Origin of the sequence: Laspinema palackyanum D2c, assembly GCF_025370875.1 — a bacterium.
GTDB lineage: Bacteria > Cyanobacteriota > Cyanobacteriia > Cyanobacteriales > Laspinemataceae > Laspinema > Laspinema palackyanum.
Genome location: NZ_JAMXFD010000006.1, coordinates 45,417 through 70,007 on the forward strand (window position 1 = coordinate 45,417; position 24,591 = coordinate 70,007).

The 24,591-nt window shown below is 47.5% G+C and carries 21 protein-coding genes and 1 pseudogene; 16 read left to right on the plus strand and 6 right to left on the minus strand.

Annotated features, from left to right (window positions below; all coding sequences use genetic code 11):
• Positions 1-43 precede the first annotated feature (43 nt).
• On the minus strand, positions 44-625 hold the full coding sequence (locus tag NG795_RS09755) for a thioredoxin family protein (protein WP_367288474.1): 582 nt from the start codon (positions 623-625) through the stop codon (positions 44-46).
• Between the two features lie 245 nt (positions 626-870).
• Here NG795_RS09755 and NG795_RS09760 point away from each other — a divergent pair, with 245 nt between their 5' ends.
• The 4 genes from NG795_RS09760 (at position 871) to NG795_RS09775 (ending at position 2,978) form a co-directional block, all read left to right on the plus strand.
• Complete coding sequence (locus tag NG795_RS09760; protein WP_367288475.1) at positions 871-1,275, plus strand: NIL domain-containing protein; 405 nt, start codon at positions 871-873, stop codon at positions 1,273-1,275.
• Between the two features lie 62 nt (positions 1,276-1,337).
• Positions 1,338-1,763 (plus strand): hypothetical protein, encoded by a 426-nt coding sequence (locus tag NG795_RS09765; RefSeq protein ID WP_367288476.1) that lies wholly within the window; start codon positions 1,338-1,340, stop codon positions 1,761-1,763.
• 171 nt (positions 1,764-1,934) lie between these two features.
• Positions 1,935-2,516 (plus strand): signal peptidase I, encoded by a 582-nt coding sequence (lepB, locus tag NG795_RS09770; RefSeq protein WP_367288477.1) that lies wholly within the window; start codon positions 1,935-1,937, stop codon positions 2,514-2,516.
• 138 nt (positions 2,517-2,654) lie between these two features.
• On the plus strand, positions 2,655-2,978 hold the full coding sequence (locus NG795_RS09775; RefSeq protein WP_367288478.1) for a DUF1825 family protein: 324 nt from the start codon (positions 2,655-2,657) through the stop codon (positions 2,976-2,978).
• Positions 2,979-3,218: 240 nt separating this feature from the next.
• Here NG795_RS09775 and NG795_RS09780 read toward each other — a convergent pair whose 3' ends face one another.
• Entirely contained in the window at positions 3,219-5,144 is a 1,926-nt protein-coding gene (locus tag NG795_RS09780; RefSeq protein ID WP_367288479.1) for a transglycosylase domain-containing protein, read from the minus strand.
• A gap of 617 nt (positions 5,145-5,761) precedes the next feature.
• Here NG795_RS09780 and tyrS point away from each other — a divergent pair.
• The 3 genes from tyrS to NG795_RS09795 all read left to right on the plus strand — a co-directional run bounded on the left by tyrS (position 5,762) and on the right by NG795_RS09795 (position 8,525).
• A complete protein-coding gene (gene tyrS / locus NG795_RS09785; RefSeq protein WP_367288480.1) occupies positions 5,762-6,973 on the plus strand; it encodes a tyrosine--tRNA ligase in 1,212 nt (403 codons plus the stop codon).
• A 26-nt stretch (positions 6,974-6,999) separates the two neighbouring features.
• A complete protein-coding gene (gene pyrF / locus NG795_RS09790; protein WP_367288481.1) occupies positions 7,000-7,704 on the plus strand; it encodes an orotidine-5'-phosphate decarboxylase in 705 nt (234 codons plus the stop codon).
• Positions 7,705-7,997: 293 nt separating this feature from the next.
• Positions 7,998-8,525, plus strand: coding sequence for a hypothetical protein (locus NG795_RS09795; protein WP_367288482.1), 528 nt, complete (start codon positions 7,998-8,000; stop codon positions 8,523-8,525).
• 17 nt (positions 8,526-8,542) lie between these two features.
• Here NG795_RS09795 and NG795_RS09800 read toward each other — a convergent pair whose 3' ends face one another.
• The gene (locus tag NG795_RS09800) at positions 8,543-9,244 is read right to left on the minus strand and encodes a uracil-DNA glycosylase (protein WP_367288483.1); all 702 of its coding nucleotides are present in this window, start codon (positions 9,242-9,244) and stop codon (positions 8,543-8,545) included.
• A 281-nt stretch (positions 9,245-9,525) separates the two neighbouring features.
• On the opposite strand from NG795_RS09800, the gene NG795_RS09805 reads away from it, so the two are divergent.
• The gene (locus NG795_RS09805; RefSeq protein WP_436836044.1) at positions 9,526-10,179 is read left to right on the plus strand and encodes a phosphoribosyltransferase; all 654 of its coding nucleotides are present in this window, start codon (positions 9,526-9,528) and stop codon (positions 10,177-10,179) included.
• Positions 10,180-10,339: 160 nt separating this feature from the next.
• Positions 10,340-10,636: a hypothetical protein gene (locus NG795_RS09810; RefSeq protein WP_367288485.1), complete on the plus strand. Its 297-nt coding sequence runs from the start codon at positions 10,340-10,342 to the stop codon at positions 10,634-10,636.
• On the opposite strand, the gene NG795_RS09815 is transcribed toward NG795_RS09810, so the two are convergent.
• Positions 10,631-11,029, minus strand: coding sequence for a VOC family protein (locus NG795_RS09815; protein WP_367288486.1), 399 nt, complete (start codon positions 11,027-11,029; stop codon positions 10,631-10,633). The two genes, NG795_RS09810 and NG795_RS09815, sit on opposite strands and share 6 nt — an antisense overlap.
• A gap of 410 nt (positions 11,030-11,439) precedes the next feature.
• Between NG795_RS09815 and dxs the strand changes: the two genes are divergently transcribed.
• From dxs to NG795_RS09835, 4 genes are all read left to right on the plus strand, one after another.
• Positions 11,440-13,344, plus strand: a complete 1,905-nt coding sequence (gene dxs, locus NG795_RS09820; RefSeq protein ID WP_367288695.1) for a 1-deoxy-D-xylulose-5-phosphate synthase — start codon at positions 11,440-11,442, stop codon at positions 13,342-13,344.
• Between the two features lie 137 nt (positions 13,345-13,481).
• Complete coding sequence (locus NG795_RS09825) at positions 13,482-14,720, plus strand: NAD(P)/FAD-dependent oxidoreductase (RefSeq protein WP_367288487.1); 1,239 nt, start codon at positions 13,482-13,484, stop codon at positions 14,718-14,720.
• A 32-nt stretch (positions 14,721-14,752) separates the two neighbouring features.
• Positions 14,753-15,811, plus strand: a complete 1,059-nt coding sequence (gene mtnA, locus NG795_RS09830; RefSeq protein ID WP_367288488.1) for an S-methyl-5-thioribose-1-phosphate isomerase — start codon at positions 14,753-14,755, stop codon at positions 15,809-15,811.
• Positions 15,812-15,938: 127 nt separating this feature from the next.
• Positions 15,939-16,625, plus strand: a complete 687-nt coding sequence (locus NG795_RS09835) for a hypothetical protein (protein WP_367288489.1) — start codon at positions 15,939-15,941, stop codon at positions 16,623-16,625.
• Here NG795_RS09835 and NG795_RS09840 read toward each other — a convergent pair.
• Complete coding sequence (locus NG795_RS09840) at positions 16,591-18,411, minus strand: Eco57I restriction-modification methylase domain-containing protein (protein ID WP_367288490.1); 1,821 nt, start codon at positions 18,409-18,411, stop codon at positions 16,591-16,593. The genes NG795_RS09835 and NG795_RS09840 overlap by 35 nt on opposite strands.
• 401 nt (positions 18,412-18,812) lie before the next feature.
• Between NG795_RS09840 and NG795_RS09845 the strand changes: the two are divergent.
• Positions 18,813-18,920, plus strand: a pseudogene (locus NG795_RS09845) (hypothetical protein); the annotation flags it as partial.
• A 66-nt stretch (positions 18,921-18,986) separates the two neighbouring features.
• Here NG795_RS09845 and NG795_RS09850 read toward each other — a convergent pair.
• Complete coding sequence (locus NG795_RS09850; protein ID WP_367288491.1) at positions 18,987-21,074, minus strand: cation:proton antiporter; 2,088 nt, start codon at positions 21,072-21,074, stop codon at positions 18,987-18,989.
• 972 nt (positions 21,075-22,046) lie between these two features.
• Here NG795_RS09850 and NG795_RS09855 point away from each other — a divergent pair.
• Entirely contained in the window at positions 22,047-22,277 is a 231-nt protein-coding gene (locus tag NG795_RS09855; RefSeq protein ID WP_367288492.1) for a hypothetical protein, read from the plus strand.
• Positions 22,267-24,591, plus strand: a 2,325-nt coding sequence (locus NG795_RS09860) for a two-partner secretion domain-containing protein (RefSeq protein ID WP_367288493.1), incomplete at its 3' end; no start/stop codon positions are given. The genes NG795_RS09855 and NG795_RS09860, both read left to right, overlap by 11 nt.

Genomic DNA, 24,591 nt, shown 5'->3' on the forward strand with positions numbered 1-24,591 from the left:
CAAACATCTGAGTTTCTCCAATTTTACCCCCATTACAAAACCCTTAATTTACAACTTGAGCGCTATGACTGCGGGGGTCAGTTTTACTGGCATTTTTCGGGACTGCCGCACTATTCAATACTGAACTTTGACCTTTAGCCTTGGCATGAGGTAACGGATTACCGGCAATTAAAGCTTCGATATTTTCCGCCATCACGCCTTGAGGGATTTCCCCGATCGCCTCCGCGATCGCCTCTCCATCTCCACCTAAAAACACAAAATGAGGAATGCCATCTACCCGATATTTAGTCAACTCCGGTAACCACTTGGTATTGTCCACATTCAACATCACAAAATTAACGCTTTCTGCATATTCCGTTTCCAGTTCTTTCATGAACGGTGCCATTGCCATACAGCTCGTGCACCAATTAGCATAAAATTCCATCAGAGTTGGTTTGCCATTCTCCAGTGCCACCTCATAAGGGATTGAATCCGTCTCCAGATCCGTTAAGGAAACCGTACTCGATTCCGTCCGTAATCCCAGAAAAATTCCCACCGCCAGGACCGTAGCGGTAAGGACAATAATCAGATTTCTAAGTTGATTCAGGAATGAAGTCGGGGTTTTTTCAGGTAAATTCGCAGTCATCGCCTCTTTGATTACCAATTATTACAAGTTGTTTCTAGTTTAGCGAACGATCGCCCATTACGAGGGATGAGGCGATGGGGAGGGGATTCTGCGTTAGGGTCGGGGTGGAGGAGTGGGCGCGAACTGCATTTTGTAGAGAAGCCACGCTAGAATAAGATTCGGGAATCTTGATAAGAATTCGTCAGTCAATTCCCCACCGCGTTTTACCCCTTTCCTCATCTAAAGCAATTCATTCAAAGTAAACCGTGAAAAAACGAGTTACCCTAACCTTTCCTAAACGGTCAGTGCAAATGCCAATTACTTATCGATTGGCGAAAGATTTTAACGTTGCTGCTAATATTATTCGGGCCCAGGTTGCCCCCAACCAAGTCGGTACTCTGGTGGTTGAATTATCCGGAGATATTGATCAACTGGATGCGGCAATGGATTGGATGCGCGCCCATGATATTACCATTTCCTTGGCCTCGCGGGAGATATCAATTGATGAAGAAATTTGTGTTCACTGCGGACTTTGTACCGGAGTTTGTCCAACAGAAGCCCTGCATCTCAACCGGGAGAGTTTTCAACTGAATTTCACGCGATCGCGCTGTGTCGTTTGTGAACAATGTATTCCCACTTGTCCCGTCCAAGCTATTTCCACAAATCTTTAAGGTCCCCAGGATGGGGGAAACCCTCCAGGCGTGGGTTTGTAACAAGTGTCCGAGGAGATTCCATGTTGTTTTTCAAAAACCTGCCCCGGCTGTCTCTGCTCCTGCTTGCGCTGACTTATTTTAACTTTGGCTGGAGATTAGCCACCACCCAATCCCCCTTGTGGGTGTGGGTTTTATCTCTCATTTTGACCTTTCTGATGGCCGAGGCTTTAGCAGCACCTTGGTCAATTATCCGCACGTTTTCAGTGCGTTGGTTAAAATCCGATTACCGGACATTTTTTACAGTCATGTCCGGTGCTTTTTTTCTCGTGGTTTTCCTGTCTTGGTTGCATATTTCCGCTTACGGATTAGCGTTATTTGTCTCCGCCGCGATGGCTAGACTGGACCTGCAAACGGGTCCGTTCCGTCCCTGGCAAGATTTTTTAATTTTATTTGTCGTAGCAACCTTGGGGTTGAGTCTCGGTTGGGGCCTCTACTTCATCTTCTAAATCTCTTCAGCCATCAATCGGGACTCGCCGAGTTGAGTCCCCGATTAGATGCTAGGGCGGGGAGGATGTAAGATAAAAAGACACAAGCAAACATCGAGATGCCTGCGGATCTGGAACGGATGCCAGAAGTAAAGCGGGCAGATCTGGCCTCATGGGAGAAGGGAACTGGAGATGACCTCTGAGAAAACGGAATTAAAAACAACAGACCCCATCGAATCAAGCGGGTGGAAGCAGTTGCGAGACAACGTGCAAATTTTGGCGATCGCCTTGATTTTAGCCCTAGGGATTCGAGCCTTTGTCGCGGAACCGCGATTTATTCCCTCCGTTTCAATGGTCCCGACCCTAGAAGTCGGCGATCGCATCGTCGTCGAAAAACTCTCCTATCACTGGCGATCGCCCACCACCGGAGATATCATCGTCTTCGACCCGCCAGCAGCCCTTCAACAGTACGGTTACACCAAAAACCAAGCCTTTATCAAACGAGTCATTGCCACCGAAGGTCAGTTTGTCCGCATTCACAACGGCCAACTCTACCTCAATGACGAACCCTTACAAGAAGAATATATCGCCGAACCCCCAGACTATGAGTGGGGTCCCCAACAAGTCCCCAACGACACCGTATTTGTCATGGGAGATAACCGTAATAACAGTAATGATTCCCATGTTTGGGGGTTTTTACCCAAAACCAACATCATTGGCCGCGCAGTCGGGCGATTTTGGCCCGTCAATCGGATCGGTTTCCTCGACAATTAACGGCAAATTTCCCTCAAAAACCCGGTAGAAATCTATTCTTGACTAAAACCATTTTCCACCACTGCACTAAAATAATAAGATAGAGGGTGGGAACTCCCACCGACCGGGGAAACGAGTATAAGAGAAACTGGGAAAACAATGGGTTTTTTTGATTCTGAAATCGTTCAGCAAGAAGCCAAAGAGCTGTTTGAAGATTATCGTTCTTTGATCCAACTGGGCAGCAATTACGGAAAATTTGATAGAGAAGGGAAAAAGCTCTATATCGACCGCATGGAAGCCATGATGGATCGGTACAGCATTTTTATGAAACGCTTTGAACTTTCCGAAGACTTCATGGCCCAAATGACCGTTGAACAGCTTAAGACCCAACTGGGTCAATTTGGCATGACACCGCAGCAAATGTTTCAACAAATGCACCAAACCCTAGAGCGCATGAAAAAGCAATTAGAACAAGAGACTTAAAAGCTCACCACCGAGTCAACATCCCTATCGCCCAGGGACTCTTTTACCCCTAGTCAAAGGGAAATGAGCGCCCACATAGACTCCTGATTGAGATGGGGGAGAGACGGGAGATGGGGGAGAGATGGGAGATGGGAGAGACGGGAGATTGACTTCAGTCCTTCTCCCCCGTTCAACGTCCCGACTTCAGTCGTTTCTTCTCCCCATCTCCCCCATTTTCCCAATTTCCCCGGCCAAACCGACTTATTGCGGGGGGTCAAACTGCCCAGGAGAGGGGAAGTTTTCCACCGGCTTCCCTTGCATCGCCTGATGCATGAAATCTCGCCAAATGGGGGCAACAAAACCGCCACCCGTCGCTCCAGAAGCCAAAGGTCTGTTATCATCATTGCCGACCCAGACCGCAGCGGATAATTGAGGAACATACCCCACAAACCAGATATCCCGTTGAGAAGAAGTCGTTCCCGTCTTCCCAGCCGCTGGACGGCCTATCCGGGCACTGGTTGCCGTTCCCTGACTAATCACCCCTTGCAGGACATTCGTCAGAGAGGCCACCGACCAAGGATCGAGGACCAGCTTAGGTTTAGGGGTATTGTCCAGCAAGATATTTCCCATGCTATCCGTCACTTGGACAATAAAGGTCGGATCCGAATGCCAACCATTGCTGGCAAAAGTGGCAAAAGCCCCAGCCATTTCCATCGGCGTCATATCGATCGCCCCTAACGGCATAGAAATCACAGGTTCCATCGGACTGGTAATTCCCAGGGAACGGCAAATTTCAATGACTTTATTTAAACCCACCGCTTGGCCGAGTTTAATCGCTGGAATGTTCAGAGAGACTTCCAATGCCTTGCGAATCGATACCGCCCCTGAAAAACCGCCGCCATAGTTTTGCGGTGAGTAATACCCATCCCCGTCACGATAGCTCACCGGGCTATCTTGGACAATGGAATCCGGGCCGTAGCCACCGTGAGCAAAGGCCGCATAATAAACAAACGGCTTAAACGCCGAACCCGTTTGCCGTCGCGCCTGAATCGCTCGGTTATATTGGCTGCTTTGAAAATCCACACCCCCCACCATCGCTTTCACGAAGTGAGTGCGCGGATCTACCGCCACTAGGGCAACTTGACCATTGGTGCGGCTATAGAACAGTCCCTGATAATACAGCCGCTCATGCCAACGCCGGACCGTTTCTTCCGCCATCCGTTGGAAATTCATATCAATCGTGGTTTGAACCCGCATCCCGCCCTTGAGGACTGCATCCCGCCCGAAACGGCGAGTCAACTCCTGAATCACCGCATCGGTGACATAGGGGAGATTACTTTGACCGAATGAGGTAATTCGTCCCACCAATAGCGGTTGCTTACGAGCTTCTGCTTCCTCTTCTGCGGTAATCCACTTCAGGTCACGCATTCGGCCCAGTACCACCGCCTGCCGTTGTTTGGCGAGGGGATAGTTCACAAAAGGACTAAATTCTTCCGGGGCCTGGATGATGCCCGCCAGCATCGCCGACTCTGCCAGGGTCAACTCCGAGGAGGGCTTATTAAAATAACTCTGGGAAGCCGTTTCAATCCCATATAAGTTATGCCCCCAGTACACCTGATTCAGATAGAGTTCTAAAATCTCGTTTTTTTCGAGAATTTGCTCCATGCGAATCGCCAGAACCGCCTCAGCCGATTTCCGGCTAAAGGAGCGATTCGGAGACAAAAAGAGGTTTTTAACCAACTGCATCGTCAGGGTCGAGCCACCTTCGACGGTCTCCCCTTGCTCGATGTTGGCGACCAAGGCCCGCATCACCCCCCCGGGGTTAATTCCGTGGTGGAGGTAAAAGTGGCTGTCTTCAATGGCTAGAACGGCTCGTTTGAGGTTCGGGGAAATATTATCTAAAGGAACCACTTCCCGGTTGGCTTCATCATGAATCCGGGTTAAAAGAGTCCCATTAATATCGTAAATGTAAGTCGTTTCTGTGGGAACATAGGTGCGTAACACTCGGACGTCAGGAAGGTTGCGGAAGCTCAAGGCCAAGCCGACCAGTCCACCAGCCACGACCGAACTGAGCAACATGGTCATTCCGAGCAGAGTTCCTGCGGTGACTTTGCTGACGCCCTGAAAAAAGCTGAAAATTGGTGCGGAGTCTCCAGGGGGATTTTGTCTAATCGTGTTAGTAGACACGGCGATTTTACTTCCTCTCTAATCAAAGCTCAATAGGATGAAAGGCGGACCGGGCAACTGGGGATACAGGCGAGGTCAAGTCATTTGGGAGCAATTTTAGCGCGATCGCAGAACAATTGGTGGAAGCGATTTTACCGATGCAGTTTATCATCCCTGGTCCATTTCTGCCGGAGTGCCAAACGCTTCCTCCCATAATTCCCTAAATTCCCTAAATAGATCGACAAGTTGCAACCCGAACAATCCGGATCCCCCGATCGCCATCTCAGTGTAGTCCCTGGAACTGAAGTTTGGTGTTTGTGGTCGATCGCCCCCTTTGAAATTCCCCGACGCTGACCGGAGTAGAGGGGGCCTGAACATAGCACGTTATCCCTGAAACACTCCACAGGAATACAGTCTTGGTTTTTAGCACTGATTTTTAGCGCTAATTTTGGCACTCTAATTTTGGCAATTATAGTACGCTTCACTCCGTCAACCCCTGATTACGTTCCCGACCCCCGGATCCGAAATCAACCTTATTTAGAATAGGTAGAGTGAGGGGTTACCCAATTTTTCGGTACACTTGTAAGTCACCAAGCAACTCAAGCATTTGTACAACCTGGCATTAGAAGATAAAACCCTTGAATCAAAGTTTATCCTGGCTGCACCGTGGTGTCAGCGAAATTTTTCCCAATCAACCTGAATCCCCGGACCCTAATGAGTCCTTGGTTGCCCGTCTGCACCTTGCAGACCGCCCCTTACGGGTTAAGTTAGGCATCGACCCCACGGGTGCCGATATCCACCTGGGTCACAGCATCCCGGTCCGCAAAATGCGGGCGTTTCAAGATGCCGGTCATACAGCAGTTTTGATTATTGGGGACTTTACTGCCCAAATTGGCGACCCCACGGGCAAATCAGAAGTCCGTCGCCAACTCACGGCAGAAGATGTCCAGCGCAATGCCCAAACCTATCTCGACCAAGTTCGTTCCATTTTAGATTTCGATACCCCCGGACGTCTCGAAATTCGCTACAACTCCGAGTGGTTGTCAAAACTGAATTTAGCCAAAATTCAGGAACTCTTAACCACGATGACTGTGGGACAAATGTTAGCGAAAGAGGGATTCGCCGATCGCTACGAGAAAGGCAACCCCATCTACCTCCATGAGTTCCTCTATCCCCTGATGCAAGGCTATGATTCGGTAGCGGTTCAGTCCGATGTGGAACTGGGCGGGACGGACCAAAAGTTTAATATTGCCGTGGGACGGGATTTACAGCGCTATTTCGGCCAAGTGCCTCAGTTTGGCCTCCTCATGCCGATTTTGTTGGGGACCGATGGCACCCAGAAGATGTCTAAATCCCTGAATAATTATGTGGGTCTGGCGGAAGAACCCCTATCCATGTATTCCAAGTTGGAGAAGATTCCCGACTCCCTGATTGAGCAATATTTTGAACTGTTAACCCCGTTAGCATTGGACGAGTTACCGGAAAACCCTCGCGATCGCCAAAAATTACTGGCAACCACGGTGGTGGCCCATCAACATGGGGAAGAGGCGGCAAAAGAGGCCCGACGCGCAGCGGAAACCCTGGTCCAAGGGGATGCAACCCAAGCTGAAGCGGTCCCAGAATTTTCGTTGGCCGGGGTGGAATTTCCCGCCAAACTGTTTTATATCCTCAATCTGAGTGGATTATGCGCCAGTAGTTCTGATGCGCGACGCCAGATTAAAGGGGGGGCAGTGCGTTTAGATGGCGATCGCATTGCTGACGAAAATCTCTCCTTTGAATCCATTGCCGACCTCAATCATAAGGTTTTACAAGTCGGTAAAAAGAAATTCGTGCGCCTAGTCCAGTCCTAACCTTTATCCCCCTCTCCCCTGTAATTATGTCTGTTTGCGATCGCATTATCGTTCCTCTGGATGTCCCCACTCAAACCGATGCCCTCACCCTAATTGATGCCCTTCCCGAGGTCTCGTTTTGGAAAGTGGGACTAGAACTGTTTGTCAGTTCCGGTCCCAGCATCCTCTCGGAACTTAAAACTCGCCAAAAACGGATTTTTCTCGACCTGAAATTTCACGATATCCCCAACACCGTGGCCGGGGCCTGTCGGTCTGCGGCCCAGTATCAAGTCGATTTGCTGACCATTCACGCCACCTGTGGACGCAGGGCACTCAAAGATGCTCAAACTGCCTTAGTGGAAACTGCTGGAGAGCAAGCGCCTAAATTGATTGCTATTACCCTGTTAACCAGTCTAAATTCCAGGGATTTAGCGTTTGACCTCAAAATTCCTGTTGAATTGCCCGAATATGCCTTACAGATGGCTTTAATAGCGAAAGAGAGTGGCTTGCCTGGGGCGGTTTGTTCTCCTCATGAAGCGGCACAATTGCGATCGGTTTGTGGGTCTGAGTTTCTGTTAGTCTGTCCAGGAGTTCGTCCCACTTGGTCAGAAGCGGGAGATCAACGACGGGCGATGACTCCTGGGGAGGCGATTAAAGCAGGGGCTGATTATTTGGTGATTGGGCGACCCATCACCGCCTCGGAGGACCCGGGGGCGGCATTTCAGCGGATTTGTGAAGAGATAGAGGGATGATGCAGGATTGGGCAAGAGAAGAACCCCACCCTAACCCTCCCCTTGCTAAGGGGAGGGGACCGGAAACCGGAATCTCTAAAAAGCCCCCCCTTAGCAACGCCATCGGGTTGGGGGGGGTTCTTCCCATGATGGCTCAAGAGGGACCCCACCCTAAGCCCCCCCTTAGTAAGGGGAGGGGATCGGAAACCCAAATTTCTCAAAAGCCCCCCCTTAGCAACGCCATCGGGTTGGGGGGGGTTCTTCCCAGAATTGCCGGGGTTCTGCTGTGCTCTTGCGCGGGGTCTCTCTTACCAGTGGGGGTTAGGGCCGGGATATCACAGCCGATCGCCCAAGTTTCTCCCTCTGTTCCCGGGGTTCGCGGGGTCTGTCCGGCGGATTTAGACCTATTAATGAGCCAATTGCTGCCGGATTTGCCCGGTTATGTCAATCGCACGATTCAACGAAGTAGTCAAGATTATGTTCCTCGGTTCGTAATTCTCGCGGGTCGTCCGGAGTTTCAACCTTTGCCTCAAGGTTCAGGGGTGAATCATCCTCCGGTTTCTCGGTTGCCTGGAGATTTAGAAATCGAAGGAGCCGATCCGGCCGCCCAAGTCTTTTTCACCACTTTAGAACGTCATTATACCGCCACTCAATCTGTCGAATATCAGCAATATCATTGGCTATTTTTATCCCAAACTGATGAAGGGTGGCGAGTTAATCAAATGTTTTCTCGCACCGCATATCCAGAAGGGGCAATTCCCACTCCTCCGCGAGATAGTAGTGATAGTGAAATGGCTCAAGCGGTCCGTTTATGGTTACGAGATTGTCGGTACAGGGATTAGGGTTTTTAGTCCCCTGACTATTTCAGTCCGAGTTCTGCTAATTTGGCACTGACCGTTTGGACATCTTGCCACATCAACCATTTAGGTGAACCTTTTTCTCGGGATGGATTGCGGAGGAGATAGGCCGGATGAAAGATGGGCATACAGAATTTTCCTTCCCATTCAAACCATTGACCCCGAATTTTAGTAATTCCTCGTTTTTCCTTGAGTAATCCTTTAACTGCTGTTGCTCCCGTTAATAAAATAATGGAGGGATTAACTAGACGAATTTGTTCTAAAAGATAGGGTTTACAGGCTTCCATTTCGTCTGGAGTGGGGGCGCGATTTCCCGGGGGACGGCATTTATTGACATTGCAGATATAAACGTCTTTTTCGGTGGAAAGTTTGACGGAGGCGAGGATTTTTTCTAATAACTCTCCACTTTTGCCGACAAAGGGTAATCCGGTTTCATCTTCGGTTTGACCCGGGGCTTCCCCAATAATCATAATCGGGGCATGAGGATTTCCTCTGCCAATAACCGCGTGAGTTCGATTCGCGCCTAATCCACATCGGTGGCATTGATTACAGGGGATGGACAGTTCATCAACGGTGCTATAAGTACCGGGGGGAATGGGAATATCGGCACGGGTTGGAATCAGTTCGGGATTAAAGGATGGAGTATCAAGGGGTGCATCAAAAGGGGTGATGTCAAATAAATTAAGCTGGTTTTCTTCGGTCATTTTGTATCCTTAGTTTTGTTTATTTAAAATTATAAACTTTTTACAAAAGGCTTGAAAGCCTTGGGAAATTTAAGAGGGATTCTTCGGTCAGGGCGGTTTTCGACTTAAAACCAGAGAGGTAAATTATATCAGCCGGTTAAATGATTTAAACCCAGGTTTAAGCGGGTTTAGGCTAGTTTTAGCCTAACAGAAAAGGGGATAAAGTGACTCATTACCCATCAGGGTTGGAAAAAATCAGCCATCATAGAGGCAACTGAAGTGCTATGTGGCTGGAGGGGATGATGTTACCTGCCCCATTATTTCGTGATCGCGCTGATGCCGGACAACAACTGGCTGAGGCGGTGATTCAACAACTGACTGAAATCGATCCAGACTTGAAGCGGATGAACCCGATTGTCTATGCGTTGCCGCGAGGGGGATTGCCGATCGCCGCACCCCTGGCACAGCGATTGGGTTGTCCTTTGGATATCATTGTGGCTAAAAAGATTACGCGCCCAGAGAACCCCGAATTGGCCCTGGGTGCGGTAACGGCGGATGGAGAGGTCCTCTGGGGGAGGCAGCGTTTGTTGCGACATCAGGTCCGGCAAATGGCTCAACAGGAGGCTCAAGCGAAAGCTCAAGGGCAGTGGAGTCAAATGGCATCGGCTTGTCCCCAGGTGGACTCGACAGGGGCTTTGGCCCTGGTGGTGGATGATGGAATTGCCACGGGGATGACAATGGCGGTGGCGGTACAGGCGTTACGACAGCGAAATCTGGCCGAAATTTGGATCTGTGTGCCGGTGGCCCCGGAGGAGTTGCTGGAAGAGATAAGCCGGTGGTGCGATCGCCTCCTGGTATTAGCAACTCCCCATCCGTTTATGAGTGTCAGCCGGTTTTACGAGGCGTTTCCCCAGGTGGAAATGTCTGAGGCGATCGCCTACTTATCCGGCCAATAACTGCCCGGTTCCTCTCCAAAATCCCTGGCTAAGGGTTGACTATTCCTTCTGGAATAGTCCTTTGGCTAACATCCTCTATCCCCAGGTGGCGGCTCACGGGATTAGTTTAAGGTTAATCTTAGATTAAGATAAAAAACACGGTCTTAAATTTTTAATCAAAATGCGACGTATGCAATTTTGGGGGGATACCCTGATTAATTATATTCAGCAAAATCCTCCCCTGTGTATCGAACTGGTGATGCTTTCGGCAGCCATTGTTTTACTGGGATTTTGGGGGGTGACTCTGGACTGGCCTTATATGGTCCTGAGTCTGAGTTATGCGGTGGGCTCGTCCTGTTCCTGTTTAGTTCGCGGTGCGATCGCCCCTTCTCCAACCTTTAGACTGCCCCAATTGACCGCAATTTTGTTATTAGTAGTCAGCTTCTTTAGTTTTGCTGATTTACTGGGTTATTTATAATTTACTGGGGAAAGGCTCAATCGATTGATGAAAAATCAAGCGATTTCCTAATGGGTCATAAGCGTAAATTTCCCGTCCGTGAGAGGCGCTCATAATTTCTCCTGGGGGTGGATATCCTAACTGACCCAGATGGGCGATCGCCACCTCCAAATGGGTCACTTCAAAACATAAACTCATACTTCCCGAACCCTGGGGCAAAAACTCCGATTGATGACTGGCTTTTGGCTTAAAAATCCCTAATCTCAACCCGGCCGCAGAAAACTCAGCATAGACCCCTGGACGATAGGGATTGGGAGCGATCGCCAATAGTTGCTCATAAAATTCCACAATTTCTTCAAAATTAGCAGCCGCCAACGTCACAAAGGCGGCTTGATATTCAACATTGATTCCCAAAACAGCCGACTCCTGGTGAGATGCGATCGCTTAAATAATACCGAAATCTCCCACTACCACTCCAGGTCCGGATAGCCCTACCCTAGAGGGTATGGGTCCGGGTTTTTCACCCCCATCCCCAACCCGTCCCCAATGATTTTCTCAAAACCCGTTGGTCCGAAGGGGCGCACCTGGACTAGAGTAAGAGGGGAAGATCGGAATTCTATCCGCTCATGGTAAATTAAGTGGGACTTATTAATCCCTTAAGTAGCAGTTATTGAAGCTCATCCCCTTTGCAGTCCAAGCAGCGATGGGGCATAGGCCATAGGTTGTCACTGGTCAGGGGGGACGGCACACCCACCCTCTACTCCCCAGTTGACCCTATGTAACGTCCTTTGTAAGCACGATCGCAGAATTCAATAAAAAATATGATGCATCTGAGTGAACTGTCTCACCCAAACCAGTTGCATGGTTTATCCATCCATCAACTTGAGCAAATTGCTCGCCAAATTCGGGAAAAGCATCTGGAAACGATCGCCGCCTCTGGCGGTCACCTCGGCCCTGGATTGGGGGTGGTCGAACTCACCCTCGCCCTCTACCAAACCCTAGACCTCGATCACGATAAAGTCATCTGGGATGTGGGCCACCAAGCCTACCCCCATAAACTGATTACCGGACGGTACAACAATTTCCACACCCTGCGCCAAAAAGATGGCGTTGCCGGATACCTCAAACGCAGCGAAAGCAAATTTGACCATTTTGGTGCCGGTCACGCCTCCACGAGCATTTCTGCCGGATTAGGCATGGCTTTAGCCCGGGATATGAAAGGGGAAAAATTCAAAGTAGTGGCAGTGATTGGCGATGGTGCACTCACCGGCGGCATGGCATTGGAAGCGATTAACCATGCCGGTCATTTGCCGCACACCAATTTGATGGTGGTCCTCAATGATAACGAAATGTCCATTTCTCCCAATGTGGGGGCGATTCCTCGTTATCTGAATAAAATGCGCCTGAGTCCCCCGGTTCAGTTCCTCAAAGACAATTTAGAGGAACAGTTCAAACATCTCCCCTTTGTCGGGGAAACCTTCACCCCAGAAATGCAACGCATCAAGGAAGGGATGAAGCGGTTGGCGGTTCCTAAAGTAGGGGCAGTTTTTGAGGAGTTGGGCTTTACCTATATCGGACCCATCGATGGTCATAATCTGGAAGAGTTGATCACCACGTTCAATCAAGCGCATCAAATGCCAGGTCCGGTGTTGGTTCATGTCGCCACGGTGAAAGGGAAAGGCTATGCGATCGCCGAAAAAGACCAAGTGGGTTACCATGCCCAAAATCCCTTTAATCTGGCCACCGGAAAAGCCATTCCCTCCAACAAACCCAAACCCCCCAGCTATTCCAAAGTTTTTGCCGAAACTCTGATTAAACTGGCGGAAGAAAACCCGAAAATTGTGGGAATTACCGCAGCAATGGCCACGGGAACGGGGTTAGATAAACTCCAGGCCAAACTTCCTAATCAGTACATCGATGTGGGGATTGCTGAACAACACGCCGCGACTCTGGCAGCGGGTTTAGCTTGTGAGGGAATTCGCCCAGTTTGCGCGATTTATTCCACCTTCCTGCAACGGGCCTATGATCAAATCATTCACGATATCTGCATTCAAAAATTACCCGTGTTTTTCTGTCTGGACCGGGCAGGAATTGTCGGGGCGGATGGCCCGACTCACCAAGGGTTATATGATATCGCCTCTCTGCGTTGCATTCCCAATTTGGTGCTGATGGCACCGAAGGATGAGGCGGAACTGCAACGGATGTTAGTCACAGGAATTGACTACACCGATGGGGCGATCGCCATGCGCTATCCCCGAGGCAATGGTTACGGTGTTCCCTTGATGGAAGAAGGATGGGAACCCCTGGAAATCGGCAAAGGAGAAATCCTCCGCAGCGGTGATGATTTATTAATCCTCGGCTATGGTTCAATGGTCTATCCCGCCTTACAAACAGCGGAAATTCTCAACGAACATGGGATTTCTGCCACAGTGGTGAATGCGCGCTTTGTCAAACCCTTGGATACCGAGTTAATTTTGCCCCTGGCTCAACGGATTGGTAAAGTGGTGACGATGGAAGAAGGTTGCCTCATGGGCGGTTTTGGTTCGGCAGTGGCGGAAGCTTGCCTGGATCAGAATATCCCCGTGTCCATGTTGCGTCTGGGTGTGCCGGATCAGTTGGTGGATCATGCCACACCGGAACAATCTTTCGCGGATTTGGGTTTAACTCCTTCTCAAATGGCCGATCGCGTTTTACAAACCTTTAAATCGCCGGTCTCTGTTGCTCATTAATTAACAACCTGAGCAATTCTCCCTTTAAAATTATCCCTAGAACTCAGGAATAGAGAACGCAGAGAAATCCTATTTTCTCTGCGTTCTCTTTGTCTGAATGATGATGGCTGTATTTCAGGACTAAATTGGGTGATATCATGAAAAGTTTTGATGTGATTATTGTGGGTGCTGGCCCAGCAGGAGGGCATTGTGCAAGGCAATTAGCCTGTTCTGGCATCTCAGTTTTACTGGTGGAACAACATCAAACCTTTGAGGCAAATAATTTTTCTAGTGCTGTTACTCCAATGGAAACCTTAGCTCAATTTGAGTTACCGGAATCCGTGGTGGGGAGTTTTTGGAATCAGCTTGTAATTTGCAGTACCCAGGTTCGCAAACAGTGGGAGTCTTCCACAGCGTTAGGTGCGGTGTTGAATTTTGCTAAACTTCGGGAATTTTTGGCCGGGGAAGTAACGAGAAATGGGGGTGAGGTGTGGTTGGGTCATCGCTACCTGAGTCACTCTTCCCCGGATGGGGAAACGGTGGTGATGCTTAAACCCCACGGGAAAGAACCCATCGCCCTTCGGACTCGGGTTTTAGTCGATGCTACAGGGTCCACGCGATCGCTGCTGTCCCCTCCCCGCCAACAGCGCCCTGATTTTTTTTCCGGCACCGGCATCGAATATTTAATTCAAGTGCAGGACTCCACTTACCAATCTTGTGCTGAGTCTCTGATTTTTTTCCTCGGCCATCACTGGATGCCTCAAGGGTATTCCTGGATTTTTCCGATGGAACGCAATATTCTCAAGGTAGGGGCGGCTCGTTATTACGGTCAACATCAAATTCTCCAGGATAACTATCCGGCGATTAAACAGTCCATTGAGTTGCTGATTAAAGACTATCTTCAGATTGATGACTATCACCGCTTAGAAACCCACGGTTCGACGCTGCACTACAGTCGAGGACTGCAAGATATTTATTACCGAGATAATTTAATCGCCATTGGGGATGCGGTTTCCTCGGTGAATTGTTTGGGGGGAGAAGGGATTCGGCATGGCATGGCCTCGGCACAGATTGCCAGCGAGTATATCCAGGAGTATCTGGCCGATCGCCGAGGCGATTTCGCGGAGTATCAACACCACCTCCACCAGCAATTTAAGCGGTCCTGGGATATTTCGGAGCGGATCGCTACAAAAGTTTATCTGGTGTATAGCGATCGCCGGATTGATCAAGGGTTGGCCTATTTAGGAAACCTGGAAGTCTCGGAGGTGATCGAGCTTTTATTCTCCTATCGATTTGAAAATATGACGAAAGGGGTCGGGCGCATCCTCCTGAGCAAACTGACTGAATTTTGGCAAAAAATTGGGCAAAGATTGGGCCTATCTAGTACAATCAGTTAGAGCCAATTAACCTAGTTTTCACCGGATTGATTATGTCTGGAAATCCTCCCGTTTATCCCGTTTTGTGGAAAAAAGACCATGTAGCGCTCATTGACCAAACTCGTCTACCGACGGAGTATGCCGTGGTAGAAATTCGCCGCTATGACGATATGGCAAGGGCCATTCAAACCATGATTGTGCGCGGTGCTCCCGCAATTGGAGTGGCGGCAGCTTATGGAATGTATTTGGGGGCTAGGGACATCCAAACGGAGGAACGGGGGGAGTTTTTGACTCAGTTAGAAACCGTGGCGGAAACGTTACGCCAGACTCGTCCCACGGCGGTGAATTTGTTTTGGGCGATCGCCCGAATGCAAACGGTGGCAAGGCAGACTTTGGGCCCGGTGAGTTATCTCAAGAAAGTCTTGCTAGAAACGGCGCAGGGGATTCAAGCAGAAGATTTAAAAACCTGTCAGGCGATCGGCGATTACGGTTTGGAGGCTCTTCCGAGTACGCCACAAAAGCTGCGAATTCTTACCCATTGTAATGCCGGGGCGTTAGCGACCGCAGGATATGGGACGGCATTGGGAGTGGTGCGATCGGCGTGGAAATGCGATCGCCTCGAACGAGTCTATGCCGATGAAACCCGTCCCCGTCTACAAGGGGCGAAACTGACCACTTGGGAATGTGTGCAGGAGGGAATTCCCGTGACCGCGATCGCCGATAATATGGCCGCACACTGCATGAAACAAGGATTGATTGATGCCGTGGTGGTGGGTGCCGATCGCATTGCTGCAAATGGGGATACGGCTAACAAAATTGGCACTTATAATTTAGCCATTGTTGCTAAAGCCCATGCCATTCCTTTTTTCGTCGCCGCACCCTTATCCACGATTGATTTTACCTTAATTGAAGGCAGCGCCATTCCCATCGAAATTCGCGATGCGGAAGAACTCTATCAAATTGGTTCCACTCGCATTTATCCCCTCGGCGTGGAATTTTACAATCCCGCCTTTGATGTCACTCCGGCAGAATTAATTACCGCCATTATCACCGAATATGGGGCCGTGGAACCCTCGGAGTTGCACCGCTTGCAAAGTCAGCAGGTGGGTTAGGGAGACCTCATGAGCAGGGTGAGCCAATAGGGTGGGACTTTTCTGTTGGCCTTTTGCCATGACTAGGGTGGGTATAATGGGCGATTTATGTAATCACGACGTTTTTTTAATTCAAGAGGCTAACCCGATGGAATGGCATCAAAAAGAAGAAATTATTTTGAGCTTCATTAAAACAATTTTTGAGGAGATCATAGCAGAAAATCCCACCTTACCCATTAGAGTTGGGGCTAGAGGAGGGGCGGAAATTAGTGATATTTTAGAAGATAAATTTGTTCAAAAAGCAGAAAATAAAGAAAATATATTCAAGGTGGGAGGTGCGCCAAAGGGTCAAACAAAAAATCCTTATGATATTTATTTCGTTTATGAATTTTCTAGCTTAGAACAACAGTTGGTTTGGATAGACATAAAAGCTACAAACTTATTTTATAAAGATAGTAACCCCGATATGGGAACTTATAAAAAATTTATAAAATTTTTTGGTTCAGGCAATTATTTTGCTATTTATTGCCAATTAGCTTATCTTCCTAAAGGGGAAGAACTCCAGTTTGTCCAGACCCCCCAAGATGAAATCGTCACCGTGTTTTTATTAAAAGATATCCACCATAGTTTTCGGATTCAACCTAATAATCAAATCCAAGTTAACTACGCTGCTCCTTCTGAACCGAGAAGTCTGAGGGAGTTTATTGATTTGCTAAAAAGCAAAGTTCAAGAGTCTTTAGAACGGAAAAAGAAAATAATAGAGAGAGAAATGAAAAACTTAGATAATGAGTTTGAATCAATCAAACAGACTGTACAAAACACTCTATCTCGTTGATTTCTTCTGGGGTTAAATTTAAGTAATGATAAATCATGTCATCAATTTTATCTCGCTGGATAGGGGATAAATTAATGATTTCATAAAACCAAGAGCTAGTGATGTCTATCCAAAAAGGTAATTGTCTGAGATCCCCGACTTTGATTTGAGGTTGTTGTTTAACATTTTTTCTAATAACATCGAGTTTGTATGCCATATATAAGTACAACTTTGAATTCAGCAAGCGTTCCGTGTAAATAAGAACCTTTTCCCACTCCTCTTTTTGAAAGGCGGAGTAAATAGGGGTTAAGATATATAAGCTGTTATTGGCCATCAGGTTTTCCCTCGTAAATTTAACAATTAAGCGGTGAGAAGACTGGCGGATAAAGAGCTTAGGAGATAAGTACATTTCTAGGGGACCAAGTCCTATCCGTTTTTTATTTTTTATTCCCTTTTGTTCTAAGGTTTTCCTAATTTCTTCACTCAGGCGTAGTTGTAAGTCTCGATCATATTTTATATGATGATAAATTTTAAAAGGTTTGTCTGGATGAGATAAAGATTTACCTCCTTCAAGATAAGGCATAATTAATCCAGAATCATCTCTCTCATAAATTTCTTTCTCCACTAAAAATTGTTCGGTTAGATCTAAAAGCATACAACAAGTTCTTATGGATTTTCCAGGAAAATAATGACTGATTGACTGGAAACTACGCATTTTTTGTAAAATGAAATTGTTTTGAATAAAATTTATTTTACACTCAGCATTTTCCAGCCATTTTACTTGATTAATTTTCTGCTCAACTCCTGTAGATAAGTTTCTGAGTAACACCGGATTTTTAGGAATATGTTTTGTGATCTGCCAGATAGTTTGACCACTAGCGACCCTATCAAAATCCGCCAGACCAATATCAATAGAATTAATTTGAAAATTAGAGACAACCCATTTTCTCAGAAAATAAGCTGAGGTTTCATAAATTGAGTTATCCAAAAGGTATATTAACTGACCCCCTTCTTTTAGCAGATTTAAGCCATGCTCTATAAAAAACATATAAGAATTCAGCTTTCCATTTTTGATTTCACCGGGAATAAATTCATAGCTTTTCAAGTAGTATTGTCTGTGGATTTCTGGTAATTTCTTACTTCTTCTCCCATAAAATGTAATAAAAGGCGGATTAGAAATAACATAATCAAATTTTTCAGCCTGTTTGAGGTCAAGTACACACTTAGAATCTATATAAATAGGATTAAAATCAATTAAAAAATCAAAACCAGTATGGGGTTTTACTGTAAAATCAGTCTCATAAAATTTGAGTTTTTCATAGAGAACTCTATCAATTACAGCGGAAGGGTAAATTTGCTGCAATTTTAGTAGAATATTTAATTTAGCCAACTCTAAAGCTTCTCTATCTAAATCAAAAGCATATAAAGAATTTATTAGTTTGTCTATCGAAATTCCTGGAAGTTCAGTTAAAATCTTGTCGATTAGTGCCAACAACAAGTTTCCCGTTCCCACTCCTGGATCCAGGTACTTAGATTGTTCATTGATTTTTATCTTGGAAATTATTTTCTCTTGACAGATTGGAGGAGTATAAAATGCCCCTAAGCGTTGATCCCTCGACTGTTCAAAAAATCTCCAAAAATCTTTTATTTCTGTAAAATTATCATCTCTATCATTTAGTTCAAATTTTTCCCAGATAAAATCTTTAAAAGATCTATTTTGAATAGCCAAAGATAATTTTATGGCTAAACTCTTAAACTCGGGAGAGAAGGTGTTGGTACAACGGGTTACTAAAGCGTTGACATTCATAGTAAATTTATCCCCTAAAGAGAAATTTTTAAAATTGTCTAAATTTATGGAAAAATGACTTTAAAATTGGGAGATTTAAGGTTACTAAAAACTCATCTAGTAATTTTAATTTAGCCCATTTTTCCAATTTTTAGCCCTGTTTAGATTAAAATTATTATACCATATTTTGGCAAAAGAGTTTGGTTCTTTAGGAATCAGGCTTATAAGTTTATCTAATCACTTGGCCAACACTTTTATTCCCAAGACACCTGAGTGACTCACCCACAATGGTTAAAGGACAAAAACCCGATAAATTGGGTGATTATGGTTGCAGGCCAAGGAGTTGGATAACCCTGGGTTGCCACCCCAGTAAAGATTAAACCGGGAAAATTAGATAAAATGCTCAAACAGGATCTATCTTTCCCGCCTTTGATCTCACTCCGGCGGAATTAATTACCGCCATTATCACCGAATATGGAGCAGTGAAACCCTCGGAGTTGCATCAATTGCAAAGTCAGCAGGTGGGTTAGTCGAATAATCCCCTCCCGGGGAAGTTGAAACCCGCCCCTAGCCGGTTTTGACCCGATCAAGAGGTCTTATGAGTGCGGTTCACCAAACAAAATTAGGGAACATTTCAACTCTTCAATCACCTTCGTGGTGACATTGCTAACGGTTAAACCCCCGGCAGTCCGACGACGAATTGAGCGAAGAATCACCATCTCCACGGATTGCGCTGCCTTCATAATGACTTTGACCACATCATCATCGGGAATGGTGGTAATGGTAATTTTTACCGAGGAGTTATCCCGCTGGACCAGTCGGGCGAGATCGGATTCAAACCGATGAATTTGTTCAACAGGAGTTCGGCGCGCACAAACGTGTAAGAGGGTAATTTCCCCGGAATTTGCATCGGCAAATAACTGGGCAAATCGGACTGTTCGCAAGGTCTGCGGGGATAAATTTTTGACCGGCACTAAGAGACGATGAATATTAACGGGTTCATCGATCAGGCGCATGACGGCAACGGGACAGTGGGAGGACCAAAAAACGTCATTAATCAGGTTGCCAAATAATCGCGATCGCAAGCGCGTGGTCGGACTCCATCCCATCACGATTAAGTTAGATTCCCATTCCCGGGCGGTTCGGCTAATGGCGCGGGAGATCTCATCATCAATCCGCAGTTCCGGTTTGGCTTTGACCTCAAATTCCTCTAACATTTGGACCGAGCGATCAAGCGCTCGGCGACTTTCTTTGAGGGCAATATCGAGTTGGGGTTCATCCATGTGAACATGAGCGATCGCCACGGATAAGGGAATAATTTGCCCGGACTCATGACGGGCTAAAAGCGCCGCCATTTGAATTAAATACCGTTGGGTCAAGGGATTAGAAATCGGCACCACAATGGTAAACAAATCGTTCGGACTTCCCAGGGTAGGATTTACCTTCATCTCCCCTCCCTGGGTTTCCCACCAGATCGACATATTATTTGAGCTGATCTGAATTTTCGGGACCGGCAGTTTGCTGGCAAATCTTGCCGTCAGCACAGGTCCGAGAATGGAAGTCACTAACATCAAGACAATCACCGTGTTAAAGACTTCCGGGGTAATCACACCCTGTTGCACCCCCACCAGGGCTGCGGCCAAAGTCGCCGCCACTTGTGGCACCGAAAGCGACCACATGGTTAAGGTTTCAATCCACTGGTAACGATACAAAATTTTGGCAACCAAGGCCGCGAGAAATTTGCTCCCGAGTAAGCCAAAAACAATGGCTAAGGTCAATCCCCGGGAGGTGGTTAGGGTCTCAATAAATCCATTAATATCGAGCAATAAACCCATTCCCACAAAGAAAAAGGGGATAAATAAAACACTCCCGACAAATTCTACTTTTTCCTTAACTGGACCGTTACCCACAACATCATTAACCGCCAGTCCTGCGAGAAACGCTCCCACAATTTGATCTACATTAATTAATTGTGCGCCGACAGCGGCCAGAAATAGGGCAAGCAACACGAATAAAAACTGATTTCCTTCTTCATCTCCGGTTCGGCGAAAATATTCTTTTCCCGCCCGGTCAACTCCAAATAAAACTCCTGTTGAATACAGTCCTAGTAATACTAATTGGAGCATTAAAGAAAAGGCGGTGAATTCTCCGGCATTGAAGGAAACACAAATTGCCAATACTAACAACGCGCCAATGTCGGTAAAGATAGTCGCCCCAATGGTCACCGTAACTGCCTCATTCCCCACAACTCCTAAGCGGTTGACGATGGGATAGCCTAAGAGGGTATGAGAGGCGAGGAGGGAACCAATCAAAATGGAAGGATTCCAATCAAATCCAAAAGTTCGTCCGATGATGGTGCCGACGATTAAGGGAACCAGGAAGGTGGCAAACCCAAATCCGATGGAGCGATTTTTAGTTTTGCGGAACTGTTGGATATCAATTTCTAAACCGGCAACGAACATGAGGTAGATTTTGCCAATGTCCGAAAGCAGTTTGATGGTGTCGGTATTGGGATTGAGCAGTCCCGCCCCATCAGGACCTAAGACGACTCCGGCGACTAACAACCCGATTAATCCGGGCAGTCGCAGATTCTCAAAGATGGGAGGGACAATCAAGATGACCAAGAGGAGAAGGGTAAATTCTACAATTGGACCTTCGGGAATTAAGTTGGTTATTTGTTCCATAAGCGGGCGATCGCAGCCAACTGATCAAGTTGGGGTAAAAGGTCTTAATTTAATTTATCATAGTCCAAAAAATAATTTTACTGCCCTCGATTCTGTCGGTTCCAGGTTCTATTTTTTGTTTCTCCTTAAAAGGTTACCCCTAATTCTTCTTAATTTTTGATAGGTAAAATTTAAATTATCTCGATTCCGAAAATTATGTCGGGTAAAATTAAATGAGTTTCAACTGAAAAACCCTGCGTGGGAGTATCTTGCTCCCTACTAATTACAACAAGGGAGCAAGATGCTCCCACTCTTGGGGAAAATCATCAACTTTATTTCGGCTGACTCTACCCTCGATTAAAATCCCAATTCTGCTTGAATTAGGTCGGTGATTGAATATCGAATTGAAAAGATTTCCAGGGTGATAATTTTATCAATAATTTTGGGTTAGGGAGAGAGAGGTGAGGGGGCATCCCCTGTTCAATTTAGACCCGTTTGAAGATAAAAATATGGGATTCTCAACCCTTGAGGAGAGTCAGAACATCGGGGGCGGGGTTGAGGGGCCTCAAGTTGCGGTGAAGGGTTCTGGGTGGGGCGATCGCCAGGATCCTTAGTGAGGTGTTCTCTACCCTAGGATAGTCCTAGTTTGAAACGGTTAAATCTGTCTCTTCCTTTAGGTTGATGCGGTCTGTGAAAATGTTGATTTTTTCCCGGGGTCAAATTCCATCGTTTAGGTGAGGTCATTTCCCAAGGCATAGACTATACTAGAAAACGCTCAGTTAGAGAGTTCAACGTGGACTCAAGGGATTGAGCTCTCGGGATAGTCATCCTAATGGATGGTAAGGGGCGATCGCTATCGGGTGGGGTGATTTTTTCCAAGGAACGGGTCTATTTTTTTGAACCTAGGGACGGCGATCGGGATGCTGCTGAATATAGGCCGATAAAAGTACAACTTTCAAAAGGACCGAAGTCCACCAGTAACTTTGTTAACAATTGTTTCAGTCCCGAGGAGGGGAGAGTTTCCCGGATAGGGAGTCCCTTGAGTGTTTTGAGTCCGGGGCGATCGCCACCTCGGAAGCGATCGATGCTCCACCTTTACTCGAAAGCTTAAACCTCCTGTCTGCTCAACATTCCGAGTCCCCTGCTCACAGAATCACCGATGGATTCCACTCCATTATTCCAATGCCACCCTTTTATTTCTATCTAATTTATTATGAAAGTTAAGCTTTATAAAAACCGCTTTTTATTATCCCTTTCTTGGGGCATAATTCTAACTTTTTTTCCTCCTATTGTAGCCTTTTCTCAGCAAATCCAACCGATTATACCAGCGGAGAATGGCACCGGGACAGTGGTCAGTCCTGAGGGTGAAGTGTTTCACATTCAGGGGGGAACCCTCTCCTCCGATGGGGGTAATCTTTTTCATACGTTTGAACAATTTGGATTAAATGCCGGTCAAACCGCTAACTTTCTGTCTAATCCGGAAATTCGCAATATTCTCGGGCGAGTAACCGGGGTAAATGCTTCTTATATTAATGGCTTAATTCAAGTCACTGGGGGTCAGTCTAATTTATTCTTAATCAACCCCGCTGGACTGGTTTTTGGGCCGGATGCGGCCTTGAATGTCCCGGCTGCTTTTACCGCCACTACGGCGACGGGAATTGAGTTTGAGTCGGGGTGGTTTGATGGGGAAGGGTTTAACGATTATAGCCAGTTGATTGGCAAGCCCCTGGCTTTTTCTTTTAGCACCCAAGAAGTCGGAAGCATTATTAATGCGGCTCACCTAAGTGTGAATCCCTACCAGAATTTAAACTTGATTGGGGGAACCCTGCTCAATACCGGAACCCTCAGCGCCCCCGGAGGAACCATTACCCTAGCTGCGGTCCCGGGAGAAAGTTTGGTGCGGATTGCTCAAGAGGGATATTTACTCAGTATTGAGGTGAATCCCCAGGGTTTGAACTCTGGGAATTCCGGCAGTCTTCCCTTATCGGTGAATCCCCTTTCTTTACCTGAATTACTGACTCAAACCGGGGTGGGTCATGCCACAGGTGTGACCGTCACTGAGGGGGGAAGGGTGATTTTGACGGGTTCGGGTCTGCCGGTGGAACAAGGGGATCTGGTGATAAGCGATCGCCCTGTATCCTCGACAGTCCCCGAGGACCGAACGACAATTAACAGCGCAAATGCCATCGTTTCCGCCCCTGAAACCCTGACGATTGTAGGGGGTCAACTGCGGACGACGGGGGACTTAACCCTGCGAGGCGGTGATACGGTAAGGGTTCGCGAGGGGGAAACGGGATTTCAGGCGATCGCCGGAGGGAATTTAGCCATTTTCGGGGATCAGAGCATTGATATCCTCGCCTTAACCGGAATTCAACCGGCGTTTCAAGCGGGAGGAAATCTCCGCTTAGTCAGTCCCGGCAATATTTCCGGAGATTCTAACTTTTCCGCTGGGGGAAATTTCTCCATTGAAAATGCCCTAGGCGGTGGGGGTCAGTTTGTGAGTGAGTATGACCCAATTATTAGCGCCACTGGGGATGTGATTTTAGGGTCTTATCGGGGAGTCTCCCTAAAAATTGAAGCAGGTGGGGCGATCTCCGCTGAAGATATTACCATCACGGGTCCCGATACCACGTTGGGAAACCTGAACGACCCCGATGCCGAACTCCTCCTCAATGAAGCCACCTTAATTTTGCGATCGGGGGTCGCGTCACTCGTGAATCCCACGAATATCCCAACCAACCTCGGTAACACCTTTCTGGTTACCAGACCCCGGAGTGAGCCCGCTAATATTAGCCTGGGAAGGGTCTCCACTGCCGGAGGACCCGTAATTTTAAACTCGGCAGGAGAATTGTTTGTTGATGCGATCGCCACTGCTGGAGGTGAAATTCGCCTCACGGCTAACAATAATATCACCGCTACCGGAGCCCTCAATTCTCAAGGGGGTGACATCAACCTCACCGCCGGGAATTTCGTACGGGTCCTGAATACTGTTAATAATCAGAACGGTGTCAATGCCAGTATTTCATCAGTAGAAAGTGGCGATCGCGGTGGCAATATCCGCATCCAACACAGCGGAGGTACTACCACCCCATTTATTATCGGGGATGCCACCGTCAATGGAACCGCTGGCGCGATTACCACAGGTTCTACCACCATTTCGCCCAACTTCTCTGTCCCAGTCCCCCCATCTCGCTACACCCAAGGCAATATTACGATTGTCACTCAGAGTCCCAATGAAACTCCGACGGACCCCGGTGATGAAACTCCGACGGACCCCGGTGATGAAACTCCCACGGACCCCGGTGATGAAACTCCGACGGACCCCGGTGATGAAACTCCAACGCAACCGGGAACAGGAACTCCCTCGCAACCGGGAACAGGAACTCCCTCGCAACCGGGAACAGGAACTCCAACGCAACCGGGAACAGGAACTCCCTCGCAACCGGGAACAGGAACTCCCTCGCAACCGGGAACAGGAACTCCAACGCAACCGGGAACAGGAACTCCGACGCAACCGGGAACAGGAACTCCGACGCAA

Bases quoted from the DNA above. Each gene is read 5' to 3' on its own strand.
- NG795_RS09800 (WP_367288483.1), bottom strand. From the start codon at position 9,244: ATGACCGAAGAAAACCAGCTTAATTTATTTGACATCACCCCTTTTGAT.
- NG795_RS09835 (WP_367288489.1), top strand. From the start codon at position 15,939: ATGGAATGGCATCAAAAAGAAGAAATTATTTTGAGCTTCATTAAAACA.
- NG795_RS09765 (WP_367288476.1), top strand. From the start codon at position 1,338: ATGTTGTTTTTCAAAAACCTGCCCCGGCTGTCTCTGCTCCTGCTTGCG.
- NG795_RS09825 (WP_367288487.1), top strand. From the start codon at position 13,482: ATGAAAAGTTTTGATGTGATTATTGTGGGTGCTGGCCCAGCAGGAGGG.
- mtnA (WP_367288488.1), top strand. From the start codon at position 14,753: ATGTCTGGAAATCCTCCCGTTTATCCCGTTTTGTGGAAAAAAGACCAT.
- pyrF (WP_367288481.1), top strand. From the start codon at position 7,000: ATGTCTGTTTGCGATCGCATTATCGTTCCTCTGGATGTCCCCACTCAA.
- lepB (WP_367288477.1), top strand. From the start codon at position 1,935: ATGACCTCTGAGAAAACGGAATTAAAAACAACAGACCCCATCGAATCA.
- NG795_RS09840 (WP_367288490.1), bottom strand. From the start codon at position 18,411: ATGAATGTCAACGCTTTAGTAACCCGTTGTACCAACACCTTCTCTCCC.
- NG795_RS09850 (WP_367288491.1), bottom strand. From the start codon at position 21,074: ATGGAACAAATAACCAACTTAATTCCCGAAGGTCCAATTGTAGAATTT.
- NG795_RS09810 (WP_367288485.1), top strand. From the start codon at position 10,340: ATGCGACGTATGCAATTTTGGGGGGATACCCTGATTAATTATATTCAG.
- NG795_RS09805 (WP_436836044.1), top strand. From the start codon at position 9,526: ATGTTACCTGCCCCATTATTTCGTGATCGCGCTGATGCCGGACAACAA.
- dxs (WP_367288695.1), top strand. From the start codon at position 11,440: ATGCATCTGAGTGAACTGTCTCACCCAAACCAGTTGCATGGTTTATCC.
- NG795_RS09775 (WP_367288478.1), top strand. From the start codon at position 2,655: ATGGGTTTTTTTGATTCTGAAATCGTTCAGCAAGAAGCCAAAGAGCTG.
- NG795_RS09755 (WP_367288474.1), bottom strand. From the start codon at position 625: ATGACTGCGAATTTACCTGAAAAAACCCCGACTTCATTCCTGAATCAA.